The organism is Pseudosulfitobacter sp. SM2401, from assembly GCF_042932805.1.
Taxonomy (GTDB): Bacteria; Pseudomonadota; Alphaproteobacteria; order Rhodobacterales; family Rhodobacteraceae; genus Ascidiaceihabitans.
Genome location: NZ_CP170636.1, coordinates 15,043 through 38,640 on the forward strand (window position 1 = coordinate 15,043; position 23,598 = coordinate 38,640).

Consider the following 23,598-nt stretch of genomic DNA (forward strand, 5'->3'; position numbering starts at 1 on the left):
AAAAATAGTAAGGAATAACTTCATCGGTTAAAGGTCCACGCGGACTCCCGCGATTTGCCTGTGGTTGGCATCGCTCCAGCTAAATTCCTGATCATTGCTGCGAATGTCATTGCCCACAATCCTGCCTGCTCCGACCGTTCCGATACGGGCGTTCATATCAGTACCGTTCATAAACTTGACTGCCAGATCCATGGGCCTTGGCGGAAAAAACGCCATGCTACCTTTCGAAACCTAGACATCAAACTTTTTGGCGGCGTCCACGGCCGCTGCAAATTGTGTTTTGAATGTTTTCAGAAAGATAGACATCAGCGCTTTGTCTGGGGATGTATTGCCGGACATATCCTTGATTTTGTTGGTAACTTGCTCAAACGAAGTGTTGATTTTGGAAATCGCATCAAGCGCTGTCGATGTATGCACAACCAGTCCGGACGTATATTTCAAATCGGGATCGGATTTGTTCATCGGCACCGGGGTTTTTTGAAGGACCGCTATCTGTGCAAGCACCGCCCGTTGTTTATTCTGGAGGGCTGCGGAGGATGCGCCATCGTCGATTTCCCGCTGCAATTGCTCATATTCTTGATGCAACAGGTGAATATTGGTTTGGGCAAGATCAGAGATGAACTTCTTGCCAGCGCGGTAAAGTGCTGCGGTGTTGTCGTTGCTGGTATTCAGAGACGCTTTTGCATCAGCGAATGCAGTTTGAAGAATTTTCAACGGACCATTAACATAAGAGGTCAGGGCGGCGGCCATACTTGCGGCGCTTGCGGACTGGTCGCCAAGTGCTGCGACCGTATCAGCCTGTCTCACAGTCAGGCTTGCCGCCAAAACCAATCCGCTACGCGTGGCTGGCCACTCTTTTGCGACGACTTTGACACTGTCCAGCACAGGTTGGAAAATCGTCTGATCGCGCTGAATTTGAACGTCGCGCTGCAGGAGCGCATTATTGGCAGGGCCTAATGCCATCCCATCCAACGCAATCAAGTCGTCAAGCGACGTGACTGACGGGGAGATTGCAACTGATTTGACCACTGCGTCAACGGCCGCCAATTCTACTCCTATCGCCGACATTGCTGCTGCGACCGAGGCAATGCCATCGGTGTCTTTGATGGGGTTGTTGTCAGCACCTGACGTCATTGCCATTGTCCGTATCCCATCACTGCTTCGGTTTTTCGATTTCTCAACCCATTGACGCTGGGTATTCTTGCGGTGAAGTTTCGGGCAATCGGCGTGTTCAATCGGCTGTTTTCGGTGACCGTTGGTTTTTTACCTGCGATCATGCTGCATGCATCGCTGCGACAATTACTTCTTGGGTCGCAACAGTTCCCGCCGGGATCGTCACCTTTTTGGCGTTGGCAAGGGCGTTCAAAACCTTTTGGGCAAGCTTTGAAAGGTCATCCCAGTCTTTTGCCGGTGCCGATAAATGGATGTGAAGAAACAGGCCGAGTAAGCTGTAGCCTGACCCACCTTTGTCAGGATATTGAGGATGTTGTTTGAACCAGTTTGCGATGTCTTTCTCGGGCAAGGCCAGTGCTGAAATCATGTCTCCGAGCAGATTGTCGACTTGTTGCCAGGTTGTGGCAATGGTTCCGATATTGGAGAAAATATTATTGGTATCATCGCTCACTCCCTTACAGGATGTGAGGATCGTGGGAATCAAGGCCTGTTCTGCCAGTGCCGCGTTCAGTTGCGTCGTTTCAGAGCTGATAATACCAGCCTGAATATTGTAGTCAGACAGGTTCTCGCCGGTCATGACGGCACCGCCAGCGGCCCCGGCTGCTGCAAGACCCACACCTGCTAAAACCATCGACGTTCCTCCGGTTTCAGGTGCCAGGACCACGGCGACAACCCCCATCAAGATTCCCAAGCCGGCAATGTCCAGGCCGTCCAGTGCTCTGGATGAATCATACCCCTGTTCTCGAATCGCGGATTCAATTTTGGTGTGATATCCGCCAATTGCAGTTGCCAAAGGCCCCGACTGACTGGTGACAAGGGTCGTGTAGGTTGCGAATTTCTTGTGATCCTCGATAACGTCGGTTCGATAGGCGTTGATAGAATCCATAACGGACAAGATGCTTGGCGACACCGGTTTTGATTTTGTACCGCCACTTCCGTAAAGATATTGCTGCAGGCTAGTTTGCAGCCCCCCCAACAGCGCGCTCGTTTCGTTAATGAGTGGCTTAGGAGGAGGGTTGGAGGCAGTTGATGTTCGCAGAGTCTCAATATTTTTGTTCAATTCCTGCATGATTGCCTGATAGTCGGAATTGTAATTTTGAATAAGCTCGAGTGAATTTTGAACGTTTGCTGAAATTGTGTTATCCCAACTGGTGGCATTTGCTTGTGCGGCGGTGAGAGATGCGTTGACATCCTCCAGACCAGCAACATCAATCTTGGGAATAGCGGCCTGTTTCAGCAAGGCGAGATTACTGGACGCTACTTTCTGAAATGCAACCGCAAGTTTGGACATGCTGTCTTTTGTGGGCGGCGCACCCAAAATTTCCACGTTGCTCATTTTATTTCGACTCCTGTTTGAGAATTAAGCTTTTCGATTTATCAGTATCAACGTCATCAATAGGTGGTGAGTGCTTTCAGCCATCGTGCATTAATCACGGTCGCTAAGTCATAATAATTTTACAGCGTTTCGAAATTTCAGACCGCCGGGCGGCACTTACTCCATTCAGTTTTGGCGTCAATCCGTCCAGATAAGCTGAATTCGGGCCTACGCGTTTCGATATCTGCTTCCTTTAAACCGGCTTTCCACATTTGGGTAACCATTTGAACACACTAAGGTCGCGCACCCAGATTTGCCTACCCCTTTTTTGCAAGTGTAAGGATTATGGCCATTATTGCTTTTTTTAAGGTGCCAACCTGTTCTTCCATTCCCGCTAAAATTATGCGCCGCCAGTGTGTGAGGCAAACCTGATCTATCGCCTGAACCGATTTCAGCGATATTTGAGGTACTATCGGTCATGTGCACGCTGTTGGCTGTGCATGTTCACCGAGCTTGTGACAGAAACGGTCGTTTTTGTCCGTCCAATATACTCCACCCAATTGTGACCTTCATCGTTATTTGGCGCGGTTTCGACCACCTCGCCGACATAGGGTGCCAATATCGGGCTCATGAAGCGCAGTCCCTCAAAGTGAACGCCGTCGCGGCGCACGGTGCGGGGATTTGCGACCATCACCAGCAACAGATCGAGGTCTTCAAGACTGTCGGGCATCTGTGGCAACCAGCCTTTGCCGCACCAACAGGATACAGGCGTTGTGCCAGTCTCGCTGTGAATGCGCCCATTGTATGTGCCGATAAGCCAAGAACCAATCGCAGTGCCTAGTTCCGTCAGGGATAATTCTGGCTGTGTCGTAGGCTTGCCGCTCGCAATGCAGCCGGGCAAGTCTGGCAGCAGTTCGGTGTTCACCGTGCCGAAGAACCGCTTGATCTTTCCACGTCCCTGAGGTCGCGCGATGGCAGAATAAATGATCTGGAACCGGAGGGCTGCTGCCGCCTGATCAAGGTGCTCAGACGTGAAGTCACTGCCGTGATCGACGTAAAGCACCTCGGGGATGCCACAGACCGGCCAGTCGGGGTCTTGCTTGCGCCAGATTGCCTGCCGAAGTGCCAGAGATGTTTGCAAGGCGGATGATACGCCCACCAGAAAGAGCAGATATCCGGCAATGGCACGGGAATGATCGTCCACGATCACTGTTAGCCACGGTCGTGCCGCCGTTCCGTTTGCATCAAGGATCAGAATGTCGAGCATCGTGTGGTCAGCTTGCCACATAGCATTGGGTGCTGTGGCTCGATGCCATGGATGAGTGTTTAGACAGTGCTGTAGGACGGGGCGTGCCACTCCTGTGTCCGATAGGGGGTCGTCCAGCGGACGCTTCAACAAGTTCCTGCCGAAACATCCGTGTCTTACAGAAAATGATTCTCATTTGAATGGTACGGTGATAATATCATTGAGGGGGCGTCTTGCGTTACACACGCCGCCCCCGAACACATACTCGGCTAATTTTGGCCCAAGGACATAGTTATGACCCATGCCCGCATCGGCTACGCCCGTTGCTCGACTGACAATCAGGATCTCGCCGCTCAACAGGCCGCGCTCCTCGATCTTCATGTCACGGAAGATCGTATTTACACCGACCACGGCCTGACCGGCACAAATCGCGAGCGTCCGGGGTTGGCGCAAGCCCTGGCCGCAGTCCGCGAGGGGGACACGTTTGTTGTATCCAAGCTCGACCGCCTTGCTCGATCTGTTCCCGACGCCCGCGCCATTGCAGACGAGTTGGAAAAGCGCGGTGTCAAACTGGCCTTGGGTGCCAGCGTCTATGACCCAACTGATCCCATGGGAAAGATGTTCTTCAACATCCTCGCAACCTTTGCGGAGTTTGAGTCGGATCTCATCCGGATGCGTACGAAAGAAGGCATGACCGTTGCCCGTGCCAAGGGCAAGCTGAAAGGCAAAAAACCGAAACTGTCTGACCGTCGCCAAGCCGAGCTGCGCCGCATGTACGACACGGGCGAGTACTCCATCAGTGATCTGGCAGAACTTTTTGCCATTTCGCGGCCCACGGTCTACCGAACACTTGCGCGCACTGACTCACTAAAACCGTCACGGCCGCCGCAATGAGTTGGACACTACACTGGCTTGAAGCTGAAGGGGATTTGGCACCCTGGCACGAAAAGATATCCGTGCAGATATGCGAAGCTGAAGCCGCCGTTGCATCCATTGTTGGACCGCAGGCGATTGATGTGTTGATCGCCTATCGGCACAGCGGGCCAGTCATTCCCGAGCTTGGCCTTTGTGGGTTTGCTTATTCTCCCTCGATGTTCATGATCGCCTGCAATCCGGCTAACCCAAACTTCGACAACAGCGTCTCGGATGGAGCCTTCAAACGGCAAGTTGTCCACGAAGTGCATCATTGCTTGCGCTATGCCGGGCCAGGTTACGGACGCACTCTCGGAGAAGCGATTGTAAGCGAAGGGCTTGCCGGGCGGTTTGTTGAACACGTTCTTGGTACGCCACCCGAACTTTGGGAGAAGGCCGTCGACCCTGCGCTGATCATGGAACATCTGCCCGACCGTGACACCGTTTGGTCGACAACATATGACCACTCGGAATGGTTTTTTGGCACGAAAACGCTGCCACGTTGGCTGGGATACACCATGGGATATGAAGTGGTGGGCAAGTGGATTCGTAACGTAGGACACCTAGATGCCATGGTGTGGATCAACACCCCTGCAGATTCAATCCTCGCTGCGGTCGAAGTGGTACCTAGATGCCAAGACGATCGCCCTAAGCAAACGTAATACCTCCATAAAAACTGCGCCAAATAGTGCTGAAGGTCACACCCATGGGAAGAAGACGTCTTTTTTGGGGGAGGGCGATTAGTGTTCAACTCACAAGGCTGATCGGGCGGTGCGCATGTTCATATTTGTCTGTAAACGCCATTCAGAAATGTCACCGGATGCGCAAAGCAGAAATGTCACTACGGGCGCTGACGGTAGCGCAGCCTGACAGGGCGTAGACGTCAAATATCGGAGCTCTGGCTGGCTGCGCGGACCTCTCGTTCTGCGCGCTTTCGGGCGTAGTAAGGCTCCATCTTGGACGGACCCCCAGGTGGGCGTCGCCCCGTCTTGACGTAGCCGTTCTTGGCGCTGACAGGTTTGACCTTCACCTTTGGTGGCGCCTTGTCCTGTTCGGTTTTGATATGGTCCAGCACGGCGCTGAGGCGTTTGTTCTCGGTGATTGCCGCGTGGGTGATCTTGCGCTCGGGATTGAGGATCGAATGGGGCAGGACAACTCCGTTGGCGCGGACTTGAATGCGGCCGCAACTGTACTCGTAGATATCGACGTATTTGCCAACGAGGCCACGGGTCAGGTCGTTGACCTCCAGCTTGATCCGTCTGCGATCGTACTTCAGCATCAGATCTTTGGTGACGTGACGCTTGTCGCGCAAACAGAAGACTTCGCTCAGTCGGTCCGGTTCGATGTTGAGTGCGCGATGCAGGTCGTTTGGATTGGCAGGGGCCTTTGCAAACTTAGCGTTGAAGCGCTCAGTGAACGCCGGCAGGAATATGTTACCGTCAACCATGTTTGAGATGCCCGCAAGGCGCAGTTCTTTCACCAGCCGGTCCTGTAGAGTCCGGTTGGCACGCTCGACGCGACCCTTGGCCTGACTTGAATTGGCGCACAGAATCTCAACGTTCAGCTGGTTCAGCGCACGCCCAAACTGGGTCATACGCGCACCATCTTTGGCGTCTTCCTTGGCCACGCGAAACACCGTGTGTTTGTCGCTGTAAAACGCGATCGGACGGCCATGTTTGAGTAGATAGCTCTCCAGTGCTTCGAAATAACTGAACGTGCTCTCGGATTTGACAAACAGCAACTCCATCAAGGTGCTGGTGGCATCGTCGATAAAGACAAGCAGGGTGCAGGGGCCGGCGCGATCCTCGAACCAGCGATGGTCAGAACCGTCGATTTGAACCAGCTCGCCGAAACATTCCCGGCGTAGACGCGGCTGGTGAAACCGGCGGCGCTGCTTGCGCGACAGCCATAGACCGTCGTCGGTCATCCACTTGCGCAACGTCTCGTGAGAGACTTTGAAGCCATGATGTTCGGCCAGCATCTCAGCCGCCAGTGTCGGCCCGAAATCCGGGTACTGTTCCTTGATCAGGCTCAACGCATAGTCGCGTTTGGCTTTGTGGATCTGATTGTTTGGAATTTTGCCACGAGACTTGTGCCGGATCGCCGCTGCGCCATCCTTACGGTATCGCTTGAGCAGCCGGAAAACCTGACGACGTGTCAGGTCCTGCATGTTCGCCGCGTTGTCGACGCTCAGCCGGCCATCATTGACCTGCGCCGACCTGACGCCAAAACTTCCACACGGTTCAGCTCGCGCGCTCATCATCACCCATCCCATGCCCGATCTCCCGTTGTTCATTTGAACAAGAGAGTGACATTCCTGAATTGCACAGGGGTGACATTATCGCTTTGCGGCTACATGTTAAACTATGCATAATCAACATTATGGTAAATGTTGACAAGCCGTGCCACCTATTTGGGCAACATAAAGAACTCTTCCCGGATGATCATATCATCCTCGACTGTATAAATTGCGACCTCGCGCAGGGTCATCTGATTGCCTGTGGCTTTCTGGGTCACTTCGGCTTCAAAGCGTACGGCGAAACGATTGGGAGGATGAACGTAGGGGCCATCAGCATTGAGCGTGTGCAGGTCGTGTGCGACGAGCCAATCCGCTCTTTTTGCCTCGATCGCTTCTCGCCCTTTGGCGATCCGAACATCTCGTCCTGGCGGCACAACCGCTTCTACTGATTCTGCGTTTTTGGCATAGATGTCAGGGACATGCGCAATGCCGCGACGATCCCGCATTGCCTGAACAAATGCCTGTCCGAGTTCGATCAGATCTTCCATACGAACCTCCTGTTTGCACGCAATCATACCGCGGTTTTCGTCGGAAAAATTGACAAGGATCAATGCACAAATGGCTCCTTGATCGTTGCCATTGCCAGTTCGTTCACAGGCAACAAAAGTAGCGAATTAAGTTCCGCTGACCGCTGACTGCAAGTCAAAGATCGGTAGCAAAACCGCCAAAACGATGACCAACACAAATGCACCCACCAGCATCATCAGCATCGGTTCCAGCAAAGCGGCGATGCGTTTGCGTTCGGTGGACAGCCCGTTTTCGACCATTTGCGCGGCGCGGTCCGTCATCGCGGCCAGTCTGACGGAGGCCTCGCCCGCTTGGATCAATTGCCGTGCGACGGGGGGCACGATGGTCAAGCCCAACAGTGCATTCGACAGGGTTTCGCCCCGCCGGATGCCTTCGCTGACCAGCTGCGCCTCGTGTTTGAACTGCGCGATGGTCAGCACGTCAGCGGCGTTTTCAACGGCACTTGGCACTGTGTTTTTTGACCCCAGCACCAAGGCCAGCGTGCGCAGATATTGCACAGCCCCTGACAGGCGCATGAACCGGCCAACCAGCGGCAAGCGCAAAAATATGCGGTCACGGGTGGCACGCATCGATGCGACCTGACCCGAGGCAATGCCAAGCACGATCAACCCCAAAATGCCGATCCCGATGTACAAAATATTGTCCTGCACCCAATTGCTGATGCCCAAAACCACCTGAGTGATTTGCGGCAACGGGCGTCCTGACAGCTCGAACATTGCGACGATTTCGGGGGCGACGTTGACCATCAGAATGGCGCAAACCAGCAGCGATACGGCGGCGACAAAGGCGGGGTAAACCAACGCTGTGGAAATCTGGGCCTTGTCTTCGCTTTGGTTTTCGAGGTGATCTGCCAGTTCGCCAAAGACGCCGCCAAGGTTGCCTGCGACCTCGCCAGCGCGCACCGAGGCCAGATAATACGGGGCGAATCCGGCACCCGATTGGGTCAAACCTTCGGACAAGGTCGCGCCGTCCATCAGCCCGGCGCGTGCGCGGGCAGCAACGCTATCAAGCTGCGCATGACCGCCTTGGCTGACCGCTTGCAAGGCGGCCTCGGCGGGCATATCCGCGCCCAACAGCACGGCCATTTGACGGGTGAATACGACCTTTAGATCGGGATTTAGTTGCGTGCGCCGCCCTGCTTTGGCGAATGAAAACCTGGCCGACCGTTCAGTCAGTTCTGACACAAACAGGCCTTGGGCAGTTAACTGGCTGGCCGCGTGGGTTTCGGTTTCGGCAACGACGGTGCCCTTTTTGCGGGCCCCGCTTTCGGAAAATGCGACGTAGGAATAGGCCTTCATGCGACGTCACCGACGACCCGCAAAACCTCTTCTAGCGTGGTTTGGCCGTTGGCGGCCTCTAGCAGCCCCTGCCCGATCAACGTCTCGCTGCCCTTCAGGGCGAGGCTGCGCATTTCGGCGTCGCTGGCCCCGCGATCAATGGCCCCGCGCAAGGCTTCGCCAATTTCGACCATTTCAAAAATGCCGACGCGACCGCGATAACCACCCGTGCAGTCGTCGCAGCCGGTGGCGTGATGCAGCGTATCGGGTGCGGGCAATCCATGCTGTTTGAACAGGGCGGCTTCGCTGTCGGTTGTGGGTTGGCTGACACAGCAACTGGCGCAAATTTTGCGCAACAGACGCTGGGCGATGACCCCGCGCAACGTTGCCGCGATCAGGAAATCGTCAACGCCCAAATCACGCAGACGCACCACAGCGCCGATGGAACTGTTGGCGTGCAGAGACGAAAACACGAGGTGCCCCGTCAGGGCCGCTTGGGCCGCGACAGACGACGTTTCGGTGTCGCGAATTTCGCCGACCAAAATCACGTCGGGGTCTTGGCGCAGGGTCGCGCGCAGCCCGTTGGCAAAGGTCATGCCGATGTCCGCGTTGATCTGGCTTTGCGAAATTCCGGGCAGATCGTATTCGATCGGATCCTCGACGGTCACGATGTTGCGTTCGTCCCGATTTGCCAGTTTCAGCAGTGAATACAGCGTCGTGGTTTTGCCAGCACCGGTGGGGCCTGTCGCCAGAATGATGCCGTTTGGCAGCGCCGACATGCGTTCGAGCAATCCGATCTGGGTGGGTGACAGCCCAAGGTCTGACAGCTCCATCAAACCGGTCGAGCGATCCAGAATCCGCAGCACAATTCGTTCACCGTAGTTGCCGGGCAGCGAACTGACGCGGGTGTCAATCGTGCGCCCGCCCAGCGACAGCGGGATGCGTCCGTCTTGGGGCAGCCGCGTTTCAGCGATGTCCAAACCGGCCATCACCTTTAGCCGGGACACCACGCGGCGCACCGGCACGTCAGAGCGATCCATGATTTTTTGCAAGAACCCGTCGACACGCATGCGCGCGCGCAGCCCGTCTTCGTAGGGTTCGATGTGCAGGTCAGAGGCACCTGCCGTGACCGCACGCAGCAGCAGTTGATTGACCAGCTGGATCACGGGGGCCTCGCCGGTTTCGTCCAGCAAATCGCGCTGACGGGTGGTGCCAGCGTTCGCGTCCTCTAGGTCAAACAGGGTGTCGTCGCCATCGGCTACAGCGGCCCCTGCGTTGTAGACACGGGCAAGCGCGGTTTCGAAGCCCGCGACGGTTTCAGCAATCAATTGCGCGTCAGCATTGCGCCGTGCTGCCTCGCGCAGACCCAGCGCCGTCACGGACGGGCCAACAATCATGCGCGCGCCGTCAAGGATCACCTGTTGATCGCGCGCAAACGCAAAGGGCAAACGGTCAGTCACCTGAGCGACCCCGTTTTAATCCCCGAACCGCAAACGGCTGGGCAAGGCTGGGTAATTTCTGGACTGCGCAAAGTCATCTACAAATCCGGCATCAAATGGTTGGTTCAAGTCCGCACCGTCAAACGGCAACGTGCCCCGAGGGGTCTGCGGATACTGTCCATCATCCGGGGGCTGAATGGCAAGGCTTGCTGCTTTGGCCGCGCGCGCCGCCTCTTGGGTCAGTTTTTTCGCTTCGGCGTCGGTTTTCACCACCCGCGGGCGCAACATCACCAGCAGAACGCGCTGGTTTTGGCTGGCGTTTTTACCGCGAAACAGGCCACCAACCAGCGGCAATTTCGAAATACCGGGGACGCGCTGGGACACCGATCCTGAACCATCCTCAAGCAAACCGCCCAGCATGATCACGTTGCCGTCGCGCACCAGAACGGTGGTGGACAGCGCGCGGCGCGCAGTGATTTCACCACCGGCGGACGATGAATTGCTGGTCAGGCTGGACACTTCTTGTTTGATCACAAGGCGCACGGTTTTGTCGGCGTTGATCTGTGGCGTGACGTTCAAGGTCAGGCCGACGTCCTGGCGTTCGATGGTTTGAAACGGGTTGTCCACGGCTGATCCGTCACCGACCTGCGCGAATGATCCGGTCACGAACGGCACGTTTTGGGCCACGACGATTTCTGCCTCTTGGTTGTTCAGCGTCAGGATCGACGGGGTCGACAACAGGCGGGTGGATGTGGTCGAGGCAATGGCCGTCAGCAAGCCTGCGATGCCTTTGCTGGAATCCCCGGCAACGCCGCCAATCGCACCGCCTGATCCCGGCGACGGGGTTTCTTTTTTCAAAACGGATGACACGAGGCTGGTCAGGCTGGGGCGCCCTTGCAATGCGAATTCAACGCCGCCCACAACCGCGTCGTTCAGCACGGCGCCAAATTGCACAGACAGGTCAGAAAACCCGTCGATGCTCATCTCGAAAATCACGGCTTCGACCAGCACTTGCGACGGGCGGCGGTCAAGGAATTTGATGATGCGGTGGATGTCGTCCAGCTGGTCTTCGGGGGCGGTGATCAGCAGCGAATTGGTCTGGGCCTCGGGCACGATGCGCACCTGCGCCTGACCCTCGATCGGGTTCTCGTTGTTGAGCGCGCGCAGAACCGTGTCGGCCATTGTGGTCGCATCCGCATAGTTCAGCTGCACGGCGTGGGACGACACATTGTTGCGTTGTTTATCAAGACGACCCGCCAGTTGGCGCACCTGTTGGCGGGTGTCTTCGTCTGCGGAAATGATCAGCGCGTTAGATCGACGGTCCACCGAAATCGCGGCATCTGCGGGGATAATGTTCATCGACTGGATCACCTGCAACACCTCTGAGGCATTGGCATTGCGCAGGCGCACCGTTTCAATCGGCTGATCACGGGGCGTGTCCAAACGACGGACAAGCGCGGCGATGCGGGCGTGGTTTTGCCCACGGTCTGACAGGATAATCAGGTTAGAGGCCGGCACAGGCGTCAGCACTGCTTCGGCTGGCAACAGCGGGCGAATGACCTCGATGATTTCGTTCAGCGGGACGTGCTGCACCTCGATCACGCGGGTTTCAAAGCCACCGCTTTGGGTCTGCGCCTCGCCCGAGGACAACTCACGCGCGACATTCATTGGCACGATGCGTTCCACTGAACCGCCCTGGATCACCGTCAAACGGTTCAGTTCCAGCACGGTCAGGAATACCTCGTACAAGGCCGTGGCGCTCAGCGTTTCGGCCGACAGAACCGTCACCGTGCCGCGCACGTTTGGATCCAGAACAAAGCTTTTGCCCGTCGCCTCGGAAACGATTTCAACAAAGCTGCGCAAATCCGCATCCCGCAAATCCAGCTGGACTTGGGCGGTCGCAACGCTGGGCGCAATCGTCAGAAAACTGCCCTGCACAATGGCGATGAAAAAGGCCGCAATAAGGGCCCTTGGGTTCAAAATCTGTGTCATGACTGCTCTCTGCCTCGGCCCGCCGCCGATCTAAGTGTCGGTCTTTCGGGCATTGCCATGTAATATGTAGGCGCATCTTAACGTATTTGGACCGCGCCGCCTAAGCAATTCTTTCGGCTGGGTCCACCCTGTGGCCGCGCTGCAATAGCGGTGTTTTATTGGGTCGGATCCGCCTTTGGAAACCCGAGCAATTCCAACGTGTCACCGCCGTTGTCGATCCACAGGCCAGCCTCGTCGATGCGTTCAATCACAAGGCCCTCGACCAGCTCGTCTCCGACCCGAATGATCCGTTCGCCGGTGGGGTGTGACACCATCGCCCAGACCGCGTCGCCCGCACGGATCACGCCCTTTAGCGCGTATCCCAAGCTGTCGACAGGCGGTTTGGGTGGCTCTGGCGGCGCGGGGGGCTGTGGTTCGGGTTCGGGCGTTGGCGGTTCGGGCGGTTCCGGGGGCGTGGGCGGCGCAAGTTCACCAAACAGCGGTGCCCATTGCCGCGCGGGGGGCTGGTATGTGGGCGTTTGCGGTGCGGCCTGCGTGCCAATCGCGGCGACCGAAACGCCCGTCTCAGCCTCTGGCTGCATCACAACATCCCGCAATTTTTGCGCAGCAAACGCCGCAGCACCCAACGCAAGCAGTGTCATTATCGCAGCAATCGCGCGCATTTTTGCAATACCTCACCCGTTCTATCGCGGCATTTGTGGACGAAACGGTGCCCACATGGTAGCCGTTAGAAAAATATAATAACGAATTGAGCAGAAAAATGCAGGTGATTTCCCTTTGTAGGGCCGGAGTTTTCGGCCTGTCCGTTCTGGCATTGGTTAGTTGTGACGAGACCGCCAATTTTGGCGAAAAATCTTTCAAATCCCAGTATGCGAACGCCCGTGATGCGCTTGAAAAAGGCAAATACGAACAGGCGAACCGTGGGTATTTGCGCCTGATGCCAACGTCAGGTGCGTTGCAGCCGCGTTTGCGTCTGGAACTGGCGCACAGCTATTTGCGCAGCGGGAATTTCGCGGCAGCCGCCAAAGAGGCACGCGGATCAGCGGGCGCGCAAACCGGTTCTGGCAAGGCAGCAGCGATGGCTGTTCAGGCCACTGCCGATCACGAACTGGGGCTCAAGGCGCTGGCGGCGGGTGACGTTGCAAATGGCAAAGGCCTGTTGAAACAAGCCGACACATCCATGGCGTGGATCATTAAAACGCACCCTGACATGGACCCGCTTGGCGTGCTTGCGGGCCGTCGTGCCAGCATCAAGGTCCGTCTAAAAGCGCTTTAGACTTGTGGGCTTAGCGCCAGTGACGCGCTGACTTTGCCGGACACGTCTGTGGCCTCGATCCGAAAGCTCGAGATCGTGTAGCCCCAGTTTGGTTTGGACGCGGACAGCCAGTTGGCCAGCGTCGTGAACGTCACCAGATCAAAGCGCAGTTCGATCACGCCGCTGTCCCGCACGCTTAGGTCCGTCACGTCAGCGCGCAACCCGGCGTCGATCAGGCTTTGCTCGATCCCGCTTGACCCGATGGGCGCGCTGGGTTGCGTGTCAGGCGCGCGACCCAATTCCAGTTTTTCGCCAACCCGCTGCACGACCCAGTTTTGTACAGCAACGGCGTCTTTTTGGGCCCGCAGCGCATCTGCGTGGGCCTCGCGCAGCGGCAACAGCAGGCCAAAAACCACGGCCAATGGCAGGATCACTAGCACCAACAGCCCGATCAACCAGCGTTCGCGCGTGGGGCGCGAGGACAGGAATTCGACCAACGCGGCGCTCATTCTGGCACCTCGGCTGTGCGCAGGCGCAGTTCGGTGCGCACGCCTGAACCGGTATCGCTGACGCGGCTTTCGACGATCTCGACTGCCAAGCCATCAGCGACAAAGGCGTTGGCAATGCGGTCTGCCGCTACGAAATCATCAACGCGCAGAACGACGGTGATGTCATCGTTGCTGGTGGCGCTGAATTGGCGCGGGGTGGCCCCTTCCAGCGCGATCACGTCACTGGCGCGGGCCAGCAGATCAAGCGAGGATGCCTGCGATTGCCCGCCTGCCGCCGCGCGTCGTTGATCGACCAATGCGCGGCTGACTTGCGTGCGCACATCCAGCACCGGACCGCTGGTGACAAAATGCGTTTTGACCAGTTGTTGGGTGTCGACGCGGATCAAACGGGTCGCATCCGTGATCCGTTTGGTTTCGAGGTTTTGGGCGTAGCCCCACAGCCCAGCGGCAATTGCGCCGACCAACAGCGGCCAGCGCCAGGGCAAAACCTGACGCCGCATGCGGGTTCTGGCCATTTGCGGATCGCGGCGCAGATCGAGCGAGAGTTCACCGTGGCCCAGCACCTTTGGCGCCTCGACATCCAAGCCGCGCAACTCATCAAGTGAGGTGGCAATCGGCACACCCTGCTCTTTTAGCAGCGCCTCGATCTGATCTAACGGGTCGCCCAACCGCAGGGCAGCGCGTGGTTTTGTATCGGCCAGCGCGTCCGTGACCAGCGCTGCGGCAACATCACTGCGCGCGCTAAATCCGTCCTGAGGGCCAAGGCGCATCGCAACACCGGTTTGGGTTTTCGTCAGCGTCCAAAGCCCCTCGCCCGCGGGCAGCGCCAAATAATCCGGCAGCATCGCGCGGCAATTGCGCCCCGCATCCTTGCGCCAGTCGATCATGCGTGTGGCATCGGCGACCAGAACCTTGGTCCAACCCTGCGCGCGGTTCAACTGAAAGGGGCGCATTTCCACGGCCTCAGACCCCAGCCCGACGCGGTCTTGCAATTGGCGACGTGCGACTTGTTCCCGCGCTTGACCACGCAAGCCCGACGGCAGTTCCAGCGTCAACACAGGCACCTGCGCGCCCGGAACCAGCGCGACCTGACGCCGTTTTGGCGTGGGCGCGTGCCCATCTAGCGGGACAAACTGCGCGCCAAAGTTATGATCGGGTGAACTGCTCATGCTGCGATCTTTGGGGTGTGTGGGGGCACAACTCAAGCGAAATCCTGCGGTTATGGCCGTGTTGTGGTGTGCCAACGCACCGATGTGCCGGCGGGGAACGGGGCGCGAAACAGGATGGATGTGCGGCGCGCGGTGTGATTGCCCAAGCGCGCAGTGCTGTCGACGCGGAACCACTCCGAGGCGACGGAAAACCGCGCGACATCAAAACTGTCGTCCAGCCCCTCGCCCAAGGCGGTTTCTGCGGCGGTTACAAAATCGGCCGTCGCGCTGTAGGGTTCGCGCGCGCGCACAGCCAGCAAGCGTTCGATCACCGGTGGCGTCAGTTCTGGCAAAAACCCTGCCAAAATCTGCGTGCTGGTGGTGTTGATGTTCAGCGTTGAATCGGCTGGCAAAGCAGTTGCGACGCGGCGCAGTTTTTCGAAATCACTGGGGCGCAGCTGCGGGATGTCGCGCAGTTGTTCGAACATCAAAACAGCACCGCCCACAGGGTCAATTGGTGGATCAAGACGCGCATAGGCCTGCCGCGCGTCGGGTCCGCCAGATCGCAGAAATGCGACAATCGCAGTGCCGGTTTGCGGCGCGATTCCGGTGCGGTTCAACAGCTGATCAAACGCTGCTCGTGCCCGCGTGTTTGTCGGATCTGTCAGCCAATTCAGGTTGAACAGCCCCTGCACATCGGTGATCTGTCCCGTGATCTGCCCACGATCCACCGGCACGCTGTAATCTGCTTTCGCCCACGCGTCTCCGGGGTGATCGACATTGCCGTTGTCACTGTTCAGCAGCGTGATTGCCAGCGCGTCGAACCCGTCAAGGTAATAGCCGATTTGATCGCTGCTTTGGCTTTGTTCCAACCGCACGCGAGCCCCTTCGGCGCGGGCCAAAAGGAACACGGCAACAGCTGCCATCGCGGCGACCAACACCAGCGCGTTAACCAAGACGAATCCACGATCCCGGATCATTGCAACGCCTCGATCATCGGGACGTCACCGTATTTTTCGGTGCTGATTGTGACTTCGATCGCGAGCGGCAGGGTGTCTGAATAAACCTCTGGTGCGCCGCCCGAGGTGTCGCCGTCGTTCTCATTAGGTGTGGCGCTGGCGGTGCCAGGGTTCGTGAGCCCGTTTGCCCAACCGGTTTGCGGCCAATAGCTGCGCAGACGCAGGTCGGTGACACCTTGCATAACCTCGATTTCGGGCTGTTGTGCGGTGGTGTTGGCGGGGGTCAAGGTGGTCCAGACGCGCCGGTTCAGGGTGTTGTTTCCGGGATCAAAGCGCCACTCGGCGCGGTGCCGTTTGTACGTGCCATCCAGCGCGGGTTGCCCACCGATGGACAGGGAAAAAACTGTGCCGCTTTGGTGCAGCGCGGATGTTGGGGCCCGCCTGTCAGGCGGGTAAAACAGCAGCGGCAATGTCGCAGACAGATCGTTGCGCAACCGCGCCAGCGTTATGGTTAACGCGGCCGTGTTGTTGTCGATGTCTGTCAGCCGATCACGGGTGCGCAACATGCCCGTCAAACTTTGCAATCCCATAACCGCGACCAACGCAAATACCGCCATCGCAGCGACCAATTCGATCAGGGTCAGGCCAGCGTCACGTTTCATTGCCCGAACCTGTTTGGCAGATAAACGACGTACAACGCCCCTGCCCCGTTTTGCGATTTCGCGATGATGGTGGTTTCGCGCAATCCTGCGGCTGTGTCCTTGGTTGTGGTCGTCAGAGTGAAAGTTTGCCCCGCGAGATCAATGGTGCTTGGCAGTCCGGCACCCAGCCCATCAATGCGCAATTCTTCGGCGCGATTGCGGGCGACAAGTTGCGCCAACGCGCGATCCTGCGCGCCACCAATTCCGACCCGCGACTGGTCCGTGGCGCGGATTGCAGCGATTGATCCGATTGCCAGAACCAACACGGCAACGGCCAATTCCACCAGCGTTAGACCCGCATCGCGTGGCTGTTTCACCGGCTTGTGCATGTCAAACCGTTCCACCCATCCGAAGTACAGGTGTGGCGTGCGCCAAAGGTGATGTCGAACGCACTGCTTTGACCGGAGGCCAGAAGTATGATGTCAGGCGCCGCAAAATTCGAGGCGCGATCACGCCTTGAGAATGCAACTCTTGCTCTCCAACGACGGGCAGATGATTGGGGTTCCCATCCGTCTGATTGATGCTGCGCCACGCGCAAATCTTTGGGGCTGACGATCAGCCCGTAGCTGCGCACCGAGGTGATCGCCAAGGTTTGGTGTTGGTCAAACTGGGCTTGGAACCATGCCATATCTGCGCGGTCACCGCTGTCTGATCCACGCATCGCGGTGATGCTGACACCGACGGCCAACACGGCCAATACCGCAACCACCACCAGCAGTTCGATCAGGGTGACGCCTGCGTCAGGCTTGGTTAATTCGCGGGCCATGATCCGATATCCGCGTCCGCGCCGCTGCCGCCTGAAATGCCATCTGCGCCGTAAGTGAACACGTCGAAATCTGTGTCATGCACGCCCGGCGCGAGATACTGATAAGGTTGCCCCCATGGGTCAACGGGCAGGCGATCCATGTATCCCGCATTTGCCCAATTCGCCGGCGCAGGATCAGTATTTGGACGGGTCACCAATGCGGCCAATCCCTGTTCTGTTGTCGGATAGCGAAAGTTATCGAGGCGATAAAGTTGAACTGCACTGGCCACCGCAGCGATGTCGGATTGCGCGCGCGCGGCGCGGGCTTGATCCGGACGGTCAATGACCCGAGGCACAATCACCAGCGCCAAAATCGACAGGATCACCACAACCACCATCAGTTCCAGCAGCGAAAAACCTGCGTCTTTTGGTGGCTCTTGATCCGGGGTCAAAACGTCCATCAATATCATCCTTACAATTTGGGATATGATAGGGCTGCGCGCGCGCTTTTGTCTATCCGTTGTTTGCGATTTGCGCAGGGTGCCCTAAAGCTGGGGACACATTCGTTAACCAAAGGCCGCCCGCATGACCGCCCTGTTGTTTACCAAAGTCTTTGTGGTGCTGATCGGCCCGTTTGTCGGATCGTTCCTGGGCGTTTTGATGGACCGTTTGGCGCGTTGCCAAGACGTGGTGCGCGCACCCTCGGTTTGTCGAACATGCGGCGTGCGATTGGGCGTGCGTGACCTGGTGCCGGTGCTATCCTTTGCGATCAATCGCGGGCGGTGCCGTACGTGTCACGCGCCGATCCCACCGATACTGTTATATAGTGAGCTGCTTGGCGCGGGCGCTGCGGTGCTGGCCGTGATCGCCGGATATGACGTGGCCAGCGTCGTAATTTATGCGATGTTCTTGTGGGTTTTGATTGCGCTGGCAGGGTCTGATTTGATGTGGTTCCGCCTGCCTGATGTCTTGACCGCAGCGCTGGCGGTGATTGCATTTATGCTGGCTGTCTTGCCTGACGGCATCGGATTTTCCCTCGCGGTTTTGGGCGCGGTGGTTGGCGCTGGCAGCTTTGCCATTTTGCGTATCGGGTATCGGTATCTGCGCGGCACGGACGGTTTGGGCCTTGGCGATGTAAAGCTGATGGTGGGGCTTGGGGCGTTTGCAGGGCCACTGAATTTGCCGGTTCTGGTGTTGATCGCGGCGACAAGCGCGCTGGCGATTGCCCTTGTGCAGCGTGTCCAGGATCGAGACGCCCTGCGCGCCACCCGCCTGCTGCCATTCGGGGCTGCATTGTGCGTCGCGGCCGCTGTGCTCTGGGTCGCAAATGTCGTGACGAATTGACATCAGTGCCCGCGGACTTATGGTTCGCGGATTATCCAAATCGTTTTTGAAAGCCTGATATGTCTGTTTCCCGCCGCCCGACTTTTGCTTTGCGTCCTCTGCTGGGGGCTGCTGTTTTAGCGGTGTCCCTGGGCCAGCCCGTTTATGCCCAAGAATTGCCGGACATGGCGCAGATTGAGCAAGCTTGGCAGCAGGGTGATTTTGTGACCGTTCGCACAGGGTTGAAACAGCTGACCGAAGGCACAAACGACCCAATTGCGCTGTATCGTTACGGGCGGGTTTTGGTCGAAGGGCGCGGTGGTCCGCGTGACGTGGCGGGTGCAGTCGAGGCGCTGGAAAAGGCCGTGGCGCAGAACAACACGCAGGCCGCGACGCTGTTGGCGCGAATTGTCCTTAGTGCAAAATCGTTGGGCGGTCCGACACGCGCCGCGGGTCTTTTTGCCGGCGCGGCTGCGCGCGGCGATCACGAGGCCCAGTATTATTTGGGGCTGTTGTATCAATCCGGCAAAGGCGTGGAACAAGACGATACCGCCGCGTTCAACTGGCTTCTTGCGGCCAGCGAGGGCCAGTTTCTGAACGCCCAATGGGAGCTGAGCAAAGCCTACGCAAACGGCACAGGCACGGCGCAAAATCCGCAGCAAGCATTGCGCTGGATGGAGGAATCAGCGACCAACGGTACCCCCGAAGCCCAGTATTTTCTGGGTGTCGCCTATGATCAGGGAACCGCAATTGCCCGTAATCCGCAGACGGCTGTGACGTGGTATCGCCGCGCCGCCGAGGCTGGGTATGTGGCCGCGCAACGCACTTTGGGCACGCTGTATCTAGAGGCAACGCACGGCCAGCAAGCCAACGCAGCAGAGGCCGCGCGATGGTTAACTGCCGCCGCTGATGCTGGCGATATTCGGGCGGCGCATCGCCTTGGGGTTGGCTATGCGGCCGGATCCGTGCTGCCCAAAGATGCGGCCAAGGCGCGGGTCTTATTCGAGGGTGCCGCCCTCAAGGAATATCCGCCAGCCAGCTTTGCACTGGGTCAATTGTATCAGGCTGGAAACGGTGTGCCCGGCGACATGCAAAAGGCGGTTACTCTTTACCAGAGAGCAGCGGCGCAAGGCTACAAAAGGGCGGCGTTGCACCTTGGGGCGCTGACCAGCAGCGGCGCGCTTGACGGGGTTGTTGGCCCGCAAACGACAGCCGCTTGGGCAGTGATCGACCTGTATGAAACCCAAAATGCAGATGCACGCGATTGGTTGCAACGTCAGGCAGACGCCGGTGTGCGGGCCGCGCAGGCCGGGCTTGGCGGCTGGCTGGCGGATCAAAACGGGTCGGAAACCGCAGGGTTCGGGCTGCTGCAACAGGCGGCGATTGCGGGGGACGTGCCATCGCAATTCCGCGTCGGATCCATGTTTACAACGGGCACCGGCGTTGATCTGGACTACGTCGCAGCGCACACGTGGCTGAACATCGCCGCCGCCAGTGGTCACGAAGAAGCGGCGGACACCCGCGCGTTGATCAGTGATTTGATGACGCCGGATCAAGTGGCCGAGGCCCAGACCGCAACGCGCAATTACTTTGACGGTGCCGCCGCGCGCGCGCCGCAAACCGACCAGACCGAAGTGACCATCAAGCCGAGCGCCGATCAATGATTGCGCGCTGGCTGGGGTGTCTTTCGCTTGTGTCCTGCCTTGCGGTTGGCGCGCAGGCGCAAACCTTGCAGGATGTGACCGAGGCCGCCCAATCGGGGCAAGCCGACGCACAATACGCGCTGGGTCTGCGCTATTTCCAAGGTGACGAGGTGGCCGAAGATTACGCGCAATCCGCGCAGTGGTTTGGCCGCGCCAGTGCCCAAGGCCACGCCGCCGCGCAAAACCATTTGGGGCGGTATCATTTTGCCGGTTTGGGTGTTGAAAAAGACAGTGCATTGGGCCTTCAACTGTTGGAATCCGCGGCCCGATCCGGTGTGCCCGACCACCTGTTTGATCTGGCAAAAGCGCTGGGGACGGATGATGCGACCCTGCCCCGCGCTGCTGTGATCTTTGAACAAGCGGCAGCGGCAGGGCACGTCGAGGCCGCCGTCAGCCTTGGGGTTTTGTACCAAGACGGGCGCGGCGTTGCACAGGATTACGCGCGCGCGCTGGCGTTGTACGACGCGCCGGCAAAAGCCGGGCATCCACGGGCGATGAACAACCTTGGGCTGATGTATGTGCGTGGCACGGGTGTGGCGCAGGATTACGAACGCGCGGCGGCCTATTTCAGCGCGGCGATCGATGGAGGGTTGCGCACAGCGATGACCAACCTTGGGGTGCTGTACGAGAACGGGTTTGGTGTGCCTTTTGACGAAGCGCGGGCAAACGAATTGTACCGGCTGGGCGGCGGCGGCGGAGAGGCGGCAGCCCCGGATGCGGCAACTGCGACAGTCATTTACGACGGGCGGTTGCAAGCGGTGGACACCAGTGCCGAAGGGCTGGCGGCGATCCAGACCTTGGCGCAGGCCGGTGACCCTGTTGCGCGGTTCCAACTGGGCTGGGCGTTGATGCAAACCCTTGATGCGTCCTTTGCCGAATACAAACAAGCAGCGGCGATGTTTCAGGCTGGCGCGCAAATCGGGCACGGCCCGTCGATGGCAAATCTTGGGGTGATGTATTTTCGCGGTCAGGGCCTGCCGCAAGACTATGTTTTGGGGCAAATGTGGCTGCTAAAAGCCCGGGCAGCCGGCGTAACCGAGGCTGCGGCGTTTAGCGAAGCATTGTCAGGTACGATGACACCCACACAAATTAACGAATCCCAAAAGCGGGCAAATTCCCGTATCGCGGCAGATTAGCTACCTGTGGTAGAAAGCCCAAAACGCTGTCACAAAAAAATCAGCCGAAAGGTCAAAAAAGGTACGGAATCCCCTATCTTTTCGGCCAATATCCTAATTAAGTATTAACGAAATGCGCAAATGTGATATAATTTGCAGATACAGCGATGTGATTTTTTTTAGCGAGTTAGCCCGTGATCGATGGGCAAATTTTAGTCGGAGGACCATTGATGATCAAAACATTTTCAAGCGCGCTTTTGACGGCGGCCCTGATTTTAGGGCCTTTTGCCGGAGCCGCGATTGCCAAAGAAACACCAAAGCCTGTTCAGCAGCACAATTCGAACGCGATCTGGTTTGAAAACTGGATCGGTTTGACCAACACGTTGATGACAATTTCGCAGCCCGGCGGTGAAATCACCACCATCTTTGCAAAATCCGGCACGCCGGTTTTCCAGCTGAAGGGCAACGAGATCAAAGACGGCGTTTACCGCTATGAACTGAAGGCGGCGACCGAAGAAACCAAAAAGATTGTCAACAACATCGACAATGGCCGCGGCGACGCTGCCAGTGATCAAAGCGCAGTCCCGTTTTATTCAAGCGGATCGTTCGTGGTGTCGCGTGGCGTGATTGTCGCGCCGAAAGACATCAAAGAAGAGTAACTTTAATTTGTGCATTGAATGGTCAACACCGCATTCAAAAATTGCATTTCGACCCAAGGGGAAAAGACTATGACAAAACTTATGAAACGCATGCAGTATCAAACTGCTTTGGCCACAGGCGCATTGGTTCTGATGGCAGGCAATGCGATGGCGGATCAGGTGTTCGCCGATGACATTATTGGTCAGGCTTCGCTCTGCGTCGGCCAAGACTGCGTGAACGGCGAAAGCTTTGGCTTTGACACGATCCGCATGAAAGAAAACAACCTGCGTATCAGAGCACAAGATACGTCGGTCTCTGCCAGCTTTCCATCTGTCGACTGGCTGTTGACGTTCAACGACACGGCCAATGGCGGCGCAAACCGGTTCAGCGTAGAAGCGATTGACAATGGCACGAGGCCTTTCACCATCGAATATGGTGCAAAAACCAACGCGTTGGTTGTGGGCGACAACAGCAACATCGGCTTTGGCACCGCATCGCCAGTTGTGGGTTTGCACACTGTTAACGGCAACTCGCCAACTTTGCGTCTGGAGCAAGACGGTAGTTCCGGTTTCACGCCGCAAACATGGGACCTTGCGGGCAACGAAGCGAACTTCTTTGTGCGTGATGCAACCAACGGCTCTACTTTGCCATTCCGCATCGAACCAGGTGTAACATCCTCTTTGGTTTACCTCGACTCTACCGATCGTGTGGGCATCAACACAGCTGCGCCAGAAACCCGACTGCACGTTCGCTCCACGGACCAGACGGCGAAATTCCTGGTCGAAGAAGCATCCGCCACAGCCGCAACACGCGGTTTGCTAGAGCTGCGCAACAACGGTTCCGTGTTCATGACGTTCACCGATACGTCAGCCGGTGCAACCGACTGGAACGTGCAAAACAACAGCGGCAACTTCCGTATCACCAACAGTGTTGGCGCAGGTCGTGAATTTGATCTGGACACAAACGGTAACCTGGAAATCACTGGTGGCTTGACCACGGGCACTGCGGGCACCTGTACTTCTGTCACGCCGTGTGACGCTGTATTTGATCCGGCCGTGTACACCGTGCCATCCATCGCCGAGCACGCAGAATCCATGTGGGCAGACAAGTATCTGCCAGCTGTCGGTCCGACCCTTCCTGGCCAACGTGTGGACCTGACCAAAAAGGTCCTGAACATGCTGAACGAACTTGAGCACGCGCACATCTACATCGAACAGCTGCACACGCAGATCACCGATATGGAACAGCGTATGGACGCAGTTGAAGCCGACAAAGGCTAAGTTCGGGGTCAAACCTTGCACGCAAATAATCGCCCCGGTC

General features: G+C 57.6%; 24 protein-coding genes and 1 pseudogene. 8 read left to right on the top strand and 17 right to left on the bottom strand.

Translation table 11 applies throughout. The features are described from left to right. Positions 1 to 27 precede the first annotated feature (27 nt). From ACFIO0_RS21585 to ACFIO0_RS21600, 4 genes and pseudogenes are all read right to left on the bottom strand, one after another. Entirely contained in the window at positions 28 to 192 is a 165-nt protein-coding gene (locus tag ACFIO0_RS21585) for a hypothetical protein (RefSeq protein ID WP_390915560.1), read from the bottom strand. 39 nt (positions 193 to 231) lie between these two features. Continuing rightward, positions 232 to 1,047, bottom strand: a complete 816-nt coding sequence (locus ACFIO0_RS21590) for a hypothetical protein (protein ID WP_390915561.1) — start codon at positions 1,045 to 1,047, stop codon at positions 232 to 234. Between the two features lie 226 nt (positions 1,048 to 1,273). After that, positions 1,274 to 2,509 (bottom strand): hypothetical protein, encoded by a 1,236-nt coding sequence (locus tag ACFIO0_RS21595; RefSeq protein WP_390915562.1) that lies wholly within the window; start codon positions 2,507 to 2,509, stop codon positions 1,274 to 1,276. 571 nt (positions 2,510 to 3,080) lie between these two features. Then, a pseudogene (locus tag ACFIO0_RS21600) lies at positions 3,081 to 3,800 on the bottom strand (DDE-type integrase/transposase/recombinase); the annotation flags it as partial. Between the two features lie 228 nt (positions 3,801 to 4,028). Between ACFIO0_RS21600 and ACFIO0_RS21605 the strand changes: the two are divergent. Continuing rightward, complete coding sequence (locus tag ACFIO0_RS21605; RefSeq protein ID WP_390915563.1) at positions 4,029 to 4,628, top strand: recombinase family protein; 600 nt, start codon at positions 4,029 to 4,031, stop codon at positions 4,626 to 4,628. Continuing rightward, the gene (locus ACFIO0_RS21610; protein ID WP_390915564.1) at positions 4,625 to 5,308 is read left to right on the top strand and encodes a DUF2268 domain-containing putative Zn-dependent protease; all 684 of its coding nucleotides are present in this window, start codon (positions 4,625 to 4,627) and stop codon (positions 5,306 to 5,308) included. The genes ACFIO0_RS21605 and ACFIO0_RS21610 overlap by 4 nt, the downstream gene beginning before the upstream one ends. Before the next feature lie 221 nt (positions 5,309 to 5,529). Here ACFIO0_RS21610 and ACFIO0_RS21615 read toward each other — a convergent pair whose 3' ends face one another. The 6 genes from ACFIO0_RS21615 to ACFIO0_RS21640 form a co-directional block, all read right to left on the bottom strand. Next, positions 5,530 to 6,909 carry an ISNCY family transposase gene (locus ACFIO0_RS21615; protein WP_390915567.1) on the bottom strand — a complete coding sequence of 460 codons (1,380 nt, stop codon included), beginning with the start codon at positions 6,907 to 6,909 and terminating at the stop codon, positions 5,530 to 5,532. A 146-nt stretch (positions 6,910 to 7,055) separates the two neighbouring features. Then, the gene (locus tag ACFIO0_RS21620) at positions 7,056 to 7,433 is read right to left on the bottom strand and encodes a SnoaL-like domain-containing protein (RefSeq protein WP_390915565.1); all 378 of its coding nucleotides are present in this window, start codon (positions 7,431 to 7,433) and stop codon (positions 7,056 to 7,058) included. Between the two features lie 126 nt (positions 7,434 to 7,559). Next, positions 7,560 to 8,771: a type II secretion system F family protein gene (locus ACFIO0_RS21625; RefSeq protein WP_390915566.1), complete on the bottom strand. Its 1,212-nt coding sequence runs from the start codon at positions 8,769 to 8,771 to the stop codon at positions 7,560 to 7,562. Beyond that, positions 8,768 to 10,210, bottom strand: coding sequence for an ATPase, T2SS/T4P/T4SS family (locus tag ACFIO0_RS21630; protein ID WP_390915532.1), 1,443 nt, complete (start codon positions 10,208 to 10,210; stop codon positions 8,768 to 8,770). Before ACFIO0_RS21630 ends, ACFIO0_RS21625 begins: the two co-directional genes overlap by 4 nt. 15 nt (positions 10,211 to 10,225) lie before the next feature. Continuing rightward, a complete protein-coding gene (gspD, locus tag ACFIO0_RS21635; RefSeq protein WP_390915533.1) occupies positions 10,226 to 12,181 on the bottom strand; it encodes a type II secretion system secretin GspD in 1,956 nt (651 codons plus the stop codon). Positions 12,182 to 12,336: 155 nt separating this feature from the next. Continuing rightward, positions 12,337 to 12,822 carry a hypothetical protein gene (locus ACFIO0_RS21640; RefSeq protein WP_390915534.1) on the bottom strand — a complete coding sequence of 162 codons (486 nt, stop codon included), beginning with the start codon at positions 12,820 to 12,822 and terminating at the stop codon, positions 12,337 to 12,339. Between the two features lie 119 nt (positions 12,823 to 12,941). Here ACFIO0_RS21640 and ACFIO0_RS21645 point away from each other — a divergent pair, with 119 nt between their 5' ends. Then, on the top strand, positions 12,942 to 13,457 hold the full coding sequence (locus ACFIO0_RS21645; RefSeq protein WP_390915535.1) for a hypothetical protein: 516 nt from the start codon (positions 12,942 to 12,944) through the stop codon (positions 13,455 to 13,457). Here the strand turns inward: ACFIO0_RS21645 and gspM are convergent. From gspM to gspG, 7 genes are read right to left on the bottom strand one after another with little or no spacing between them, the layout of a single operon-like run. Further along, a complete protein-coding gene (gspM, locus tag ACFIO0_RS21650) occupies positions 13,454 to 13,945 on the bottom strand; it encodes a type II secretion system protein GspM (protein WP_390915536.1) in 492 nt (163 codons plus the stop codon). The genes ACFIO0_RS21645 and gspM overlap by 4 nt on opposite strands. Then, on the bottom strand, positions 13,942 to 15,114 hold the full coding sequence (gene gspL / locus ACFIO0_RS21655; RefSeq protein WP_390915537.1) for a type II secretion system protein GspL: 1,173 nt from the start codon (positions 15,112 to 15,114) through the stop codon (positions 13,942 to 13,944). The genes gspM and gspL overlap by 4 nt, the downstream gene beginning before the upstream one ends. Before the next feature lie 50 nt (positions 15,115 to 15,164). Next, positions 15,165 to 16,073 carry a type II secretion system minor pseudopilin GspK gene (gspK, locus tag ACFIO0_RS21660; RefSeq protein WP_390915538.1) on the bottom strand — a complete coding sequence of 303 codons (909 nt, stop codon included), beginning with the start codon at positions 16,071 to 16,073 and terminating at the stop codon, positions 15,165 to 15,167. Then, complete coding sequence (locus ACFIO0_RS21665) at positions 16,070 to 16,714, bottom strand: type II secretion system protein GspJ (RefSeq protein ID WP_390915539.1); 645 nt, start codon at positions 16,712 to 16,714, stop codon at positions 16,070 to 16,072. Before ACFIO0_RS21665 ends, gspK begins: the two co-directional genes overlap by 4 nt. Next, positions 16,711 to 17,070, bottom strand: a complete 360-nt coding sequence (locus ACFIO0_RS21670; RefSeq protein ID WP_390915540.1) for a prepilin-type N-terminal cleavage/methylation domain-containing protein — start codon at positions 17,068 to 17,070, stop codon at positions 16,711 to 16,713. The genes ACFIO0_RS21665 and ACFIO0_RS21670 overlap by 4 nt, the downstream gene beginning before the upstream one ends. Further along, complete coding sequence (locus ACFIO0_RS21675; protein WP_390915541.1) at positions 17,067 to 17,519, bottom strand: prepilin-type N-terminal cleavage/methylation domain-containing protein; 453 nt, start codon at positions 17,517 to 17,519, stop codon at positions 17,067 to 17,069. Before ACFIO0_RS21675 ends, ACFIO0_RS21670 begins: the two co-directional genes overlap by 4 nt. Next, the gene (gene gspG, locus ACFIO0_RS21680; protein ID WP_390915542.1) at positions 17,504 to 17,959 is read right to left on the bottom strand and encodes a type II secretion system major pseudopilin GspG; all 456 of its coding nucleotides are present in this window, start codon (positions 17,957 to 17,959) and stop codon (positions 17,504 to 17,506) included. Before gspG ends, ACFIO0_RS21675 begins: the two co-directional genes overlap by 16 nt. A 124-nt stretch (positions 17,960 to 18,083) precedes the next feature. Here gspG and ACFIO0_RS21685 point away from each other — a divergent pair, with 124 nt between their 5' ends. The 5 genes from ACFIO0_RS21685 (at position 18,084) to ACFIO0_RS21705 (ending at position 23,558) form a co-directional block, all read left to right on the top strand. Further along, positions 18,084 to 18,842 (top strand): prepilin peptidase, encoded by a 759-nt coding sequence (locus tag ACFIO0_RS21685; RefSeq protein ID WP_390915543.1) that lies wholly within the window; start codon positions 18,084 to 18,086, stop codon positions 18,840 to 18,842. A 59-nt stretch (positions 18,843 to 18,901) separates the two neighbouring features. Then, entirely contained in the window at positions 18,902 to 20,485 is a 1,584-nt protein-coding gene (locus tag ACFIO0_RS21690) for a tetratricopeptide repeat protein (RefSeq protein WP_390915544.1), read from the top strand. Continuing rightward, positions 20,482 to 21,660 carry an SEL1-like repeat protein gene (locus ACFIO0_RS21695; protein ID WP_390915545.1) on the top strand — a complete coding sequence of 393 codons (1,179 nt, stop codon included), beginning with the start codon at positions 20,482 to 20,484 and terminating at the stop codon, positions 21,658 to 21,660. The genes ACFIO0_RS21690 and ACFIO0_RS21695 overlap by 4 nt, the downstream gene beginning before the upstream one ends. A 209-nt stretch (positions 21,661 to 21,869) precedes the next feature. Then, positions 21,870 to 22,298 carry a hypothetical protein gene (locus ACFIO0_RS21700; RefSeq protein ID WP_390915546.1) on the top strand — a complete coding sequence of 143 codons (429 nt, stop codon included), beginning with the start codon at positions 21,870 to 21,872 and terminating at the stop codon, positions 22,296 to 22,298. A 69-nt stretch (positions 22,299 to 22,367) separates the two neighbouring features. After that, positions 22,368 to 23,558 carry a hypothetical protein gene (locus tag ACFIO0_RS21705; protein WP_390915547.1) on the top strand — a complete coding sequence of 397 codons (1,191 nt, stop codon included), beginning with the start codon at positions 22,368 to 22,370 and terminating at the stop codon, positions 23,556 to 23,558. The last annotated feature ends 40 nt before the right edge of the window (positions 23,559 to 23,598 follow it).

What these genes read in the sequence shown, in the direction of transcription:
- ACFIO0_RS21615 (WP_390915567.1), bottom strand. Translation starts at nt 6,909, where the DNA reads ATGATGAGCGCGCGAGCTGAACCGTGTGGAAGTTTTGGCGTCAGGTCG.
- ACFIO0_RS21695 (WP_390915545.1), top strand. Translation starts at nt 20,482, where the DNA reads ATGATTGCGCGCTGGCTGGGGTGTCTTTCGCTTGTGTCCTGCCTTGCG.
- gspK (WP_390915538.1), bottom strand. Translation starts at nt 16,073, where the DNA reads ATGATCCGGGATCGTGGATTCGTCTTGGTTAACGCGCTGGTGTTGGTC.
- ACFIO0_RS21625 (WP_390915566.1), bottom strand. Translation starts at nt 8,771, where the DNA reads ATGAAGGCCTATTCCTACGTCGCATTTTCCGAAAGCGGGGCCCGCAAA.
- ACFIO0_RS21640 (WP_390915534.1), bottom strand. Translation starts at nt 12,822, where the DNA reads ATGACACTGCTTGCGTTGGGTGCTGCGGCGTTTGCTGCGCAAAAATTG.
- ACFIO0_RS21605 (WP_390915563.1), top strand. Translation starts at nt 4,029, where the DNA reads ATGACCCATGCCCGCATCGGCTACGCCCGTTGCTCGACTGACAATCAG.
- ACFIO0_RS21610 (WP_390915564.1), top strand. Translation starts at nt 4,625, where the DNA reads ATGAGTTGGACACTACACTGGCTTGAAGCTGAAGGGGATTTGGCACCC.
- ACFIO0_RS21645 (WP_390915535.1), top strand. Translation starts at nt 12,942, where the DNA reads ATGCAGGTGATTTCCCTTTGTAGGGCCGGAGTTTTCGGCCTGTCCGTT.
- gspG (WP_390915542.1), bottom strand. Translation starts at nt 17,959, where the DNA reads ATGGACGTTTTGACCCCGGATCAAGAGCCACCAAAAGACGCAGGTTTT.
- ACFIO0_RS21690 (WP_390915544.1), top strand. Translation starts at nt 18,902, where the DNA reads ATGTCTGTTTCCCGCCGCCCGACTTTTGCTTTGCGTCCTCTGCTGGGG.
- ACFIO0_RS21705 (WP_390915547.1), top strand. Translation starts at nt 22,368, where the DNA reads ATGACAAAACTTATGAAACGCATGCAGTATCAAACTGCTTTGGCCACA.
- gspD (WP_390915533.1), bottom strand. Translation starts at nt 12,181, where the DNA reads ATGACACAGATTTTGAACCCAAGGGCCCTTATTGCGGCCTTTTTCATC.
- gspL (WP_390915537.1), bottom strand. Translation starts at nt 15,114, where the DNA reads ATGAGCAGTTCACCCGATCATAACTTTGGCGCGCAGTTTGTCCCGCTA.
- ACFIO0_RS21675 (WP_390915541.1), bottom strand. Translation starts at nt 17,519, where the DNA reads ATGGCCCGCGAATTAACCAAGCCTGACGCAGGCGTCACCCTGATCGAA.
- ACFIO0_RS21620 (WP_390915565.1), bottom strand. Translation starts at nt 7,433, where the DNA reads ATGGAAGATCTGATCGAACTCGGACAGGCATTTGTTCAGGCAATGCGG.
- gspM (WP_390915536.1), bottom strand. Translation starts at nt 13,945, where the DNA reads ATGAGCGCCGCGTTGGTCGAATTCCTGTCCTCGCGCCCCACGCGCGAA.
- ACFIO0_RS21585 (WP_390915560.1), bottom strand. Translation starts at nt 192, where the DNA reads ATGGATCTGGCAGTCAAGTTTATGAACGGTACTGATATGAACGCCCGT.
- ACFIO0_RS21665 (WP_390915539.1), bottom strand. Translation starts at nt 16,714, where the DNA reads ATGAAACGTGACGCTGGCCTGACCCTGATCGAATTGGTCGCTGCGATG.
- ACFIO0_RS21595 (WP_390915562.1), bottom strand. Translation starts at nt 2,509, where the DNA reads ATGAGCAACGTGGAAATTTTGGGTGCGCCGCCCACAAAAGACAGCATG.
- ACFIO0_RS21700 (WP_390915546.1), top strand. Translation starts at nt 21,870, where the DNA reads ATGATCAAAACATTTTCAAGCGCGCTTTTGACGGCGGCCCTGATTTTA.
- ACFIO0_RS21685 (WP_390915543.1), top strand. Translation starts at nt 18,084, where the DNA reads ATGACCGCCCTGTTGTTTACCAAAGTCTTTGTGGTGCTGATCGGCCCG.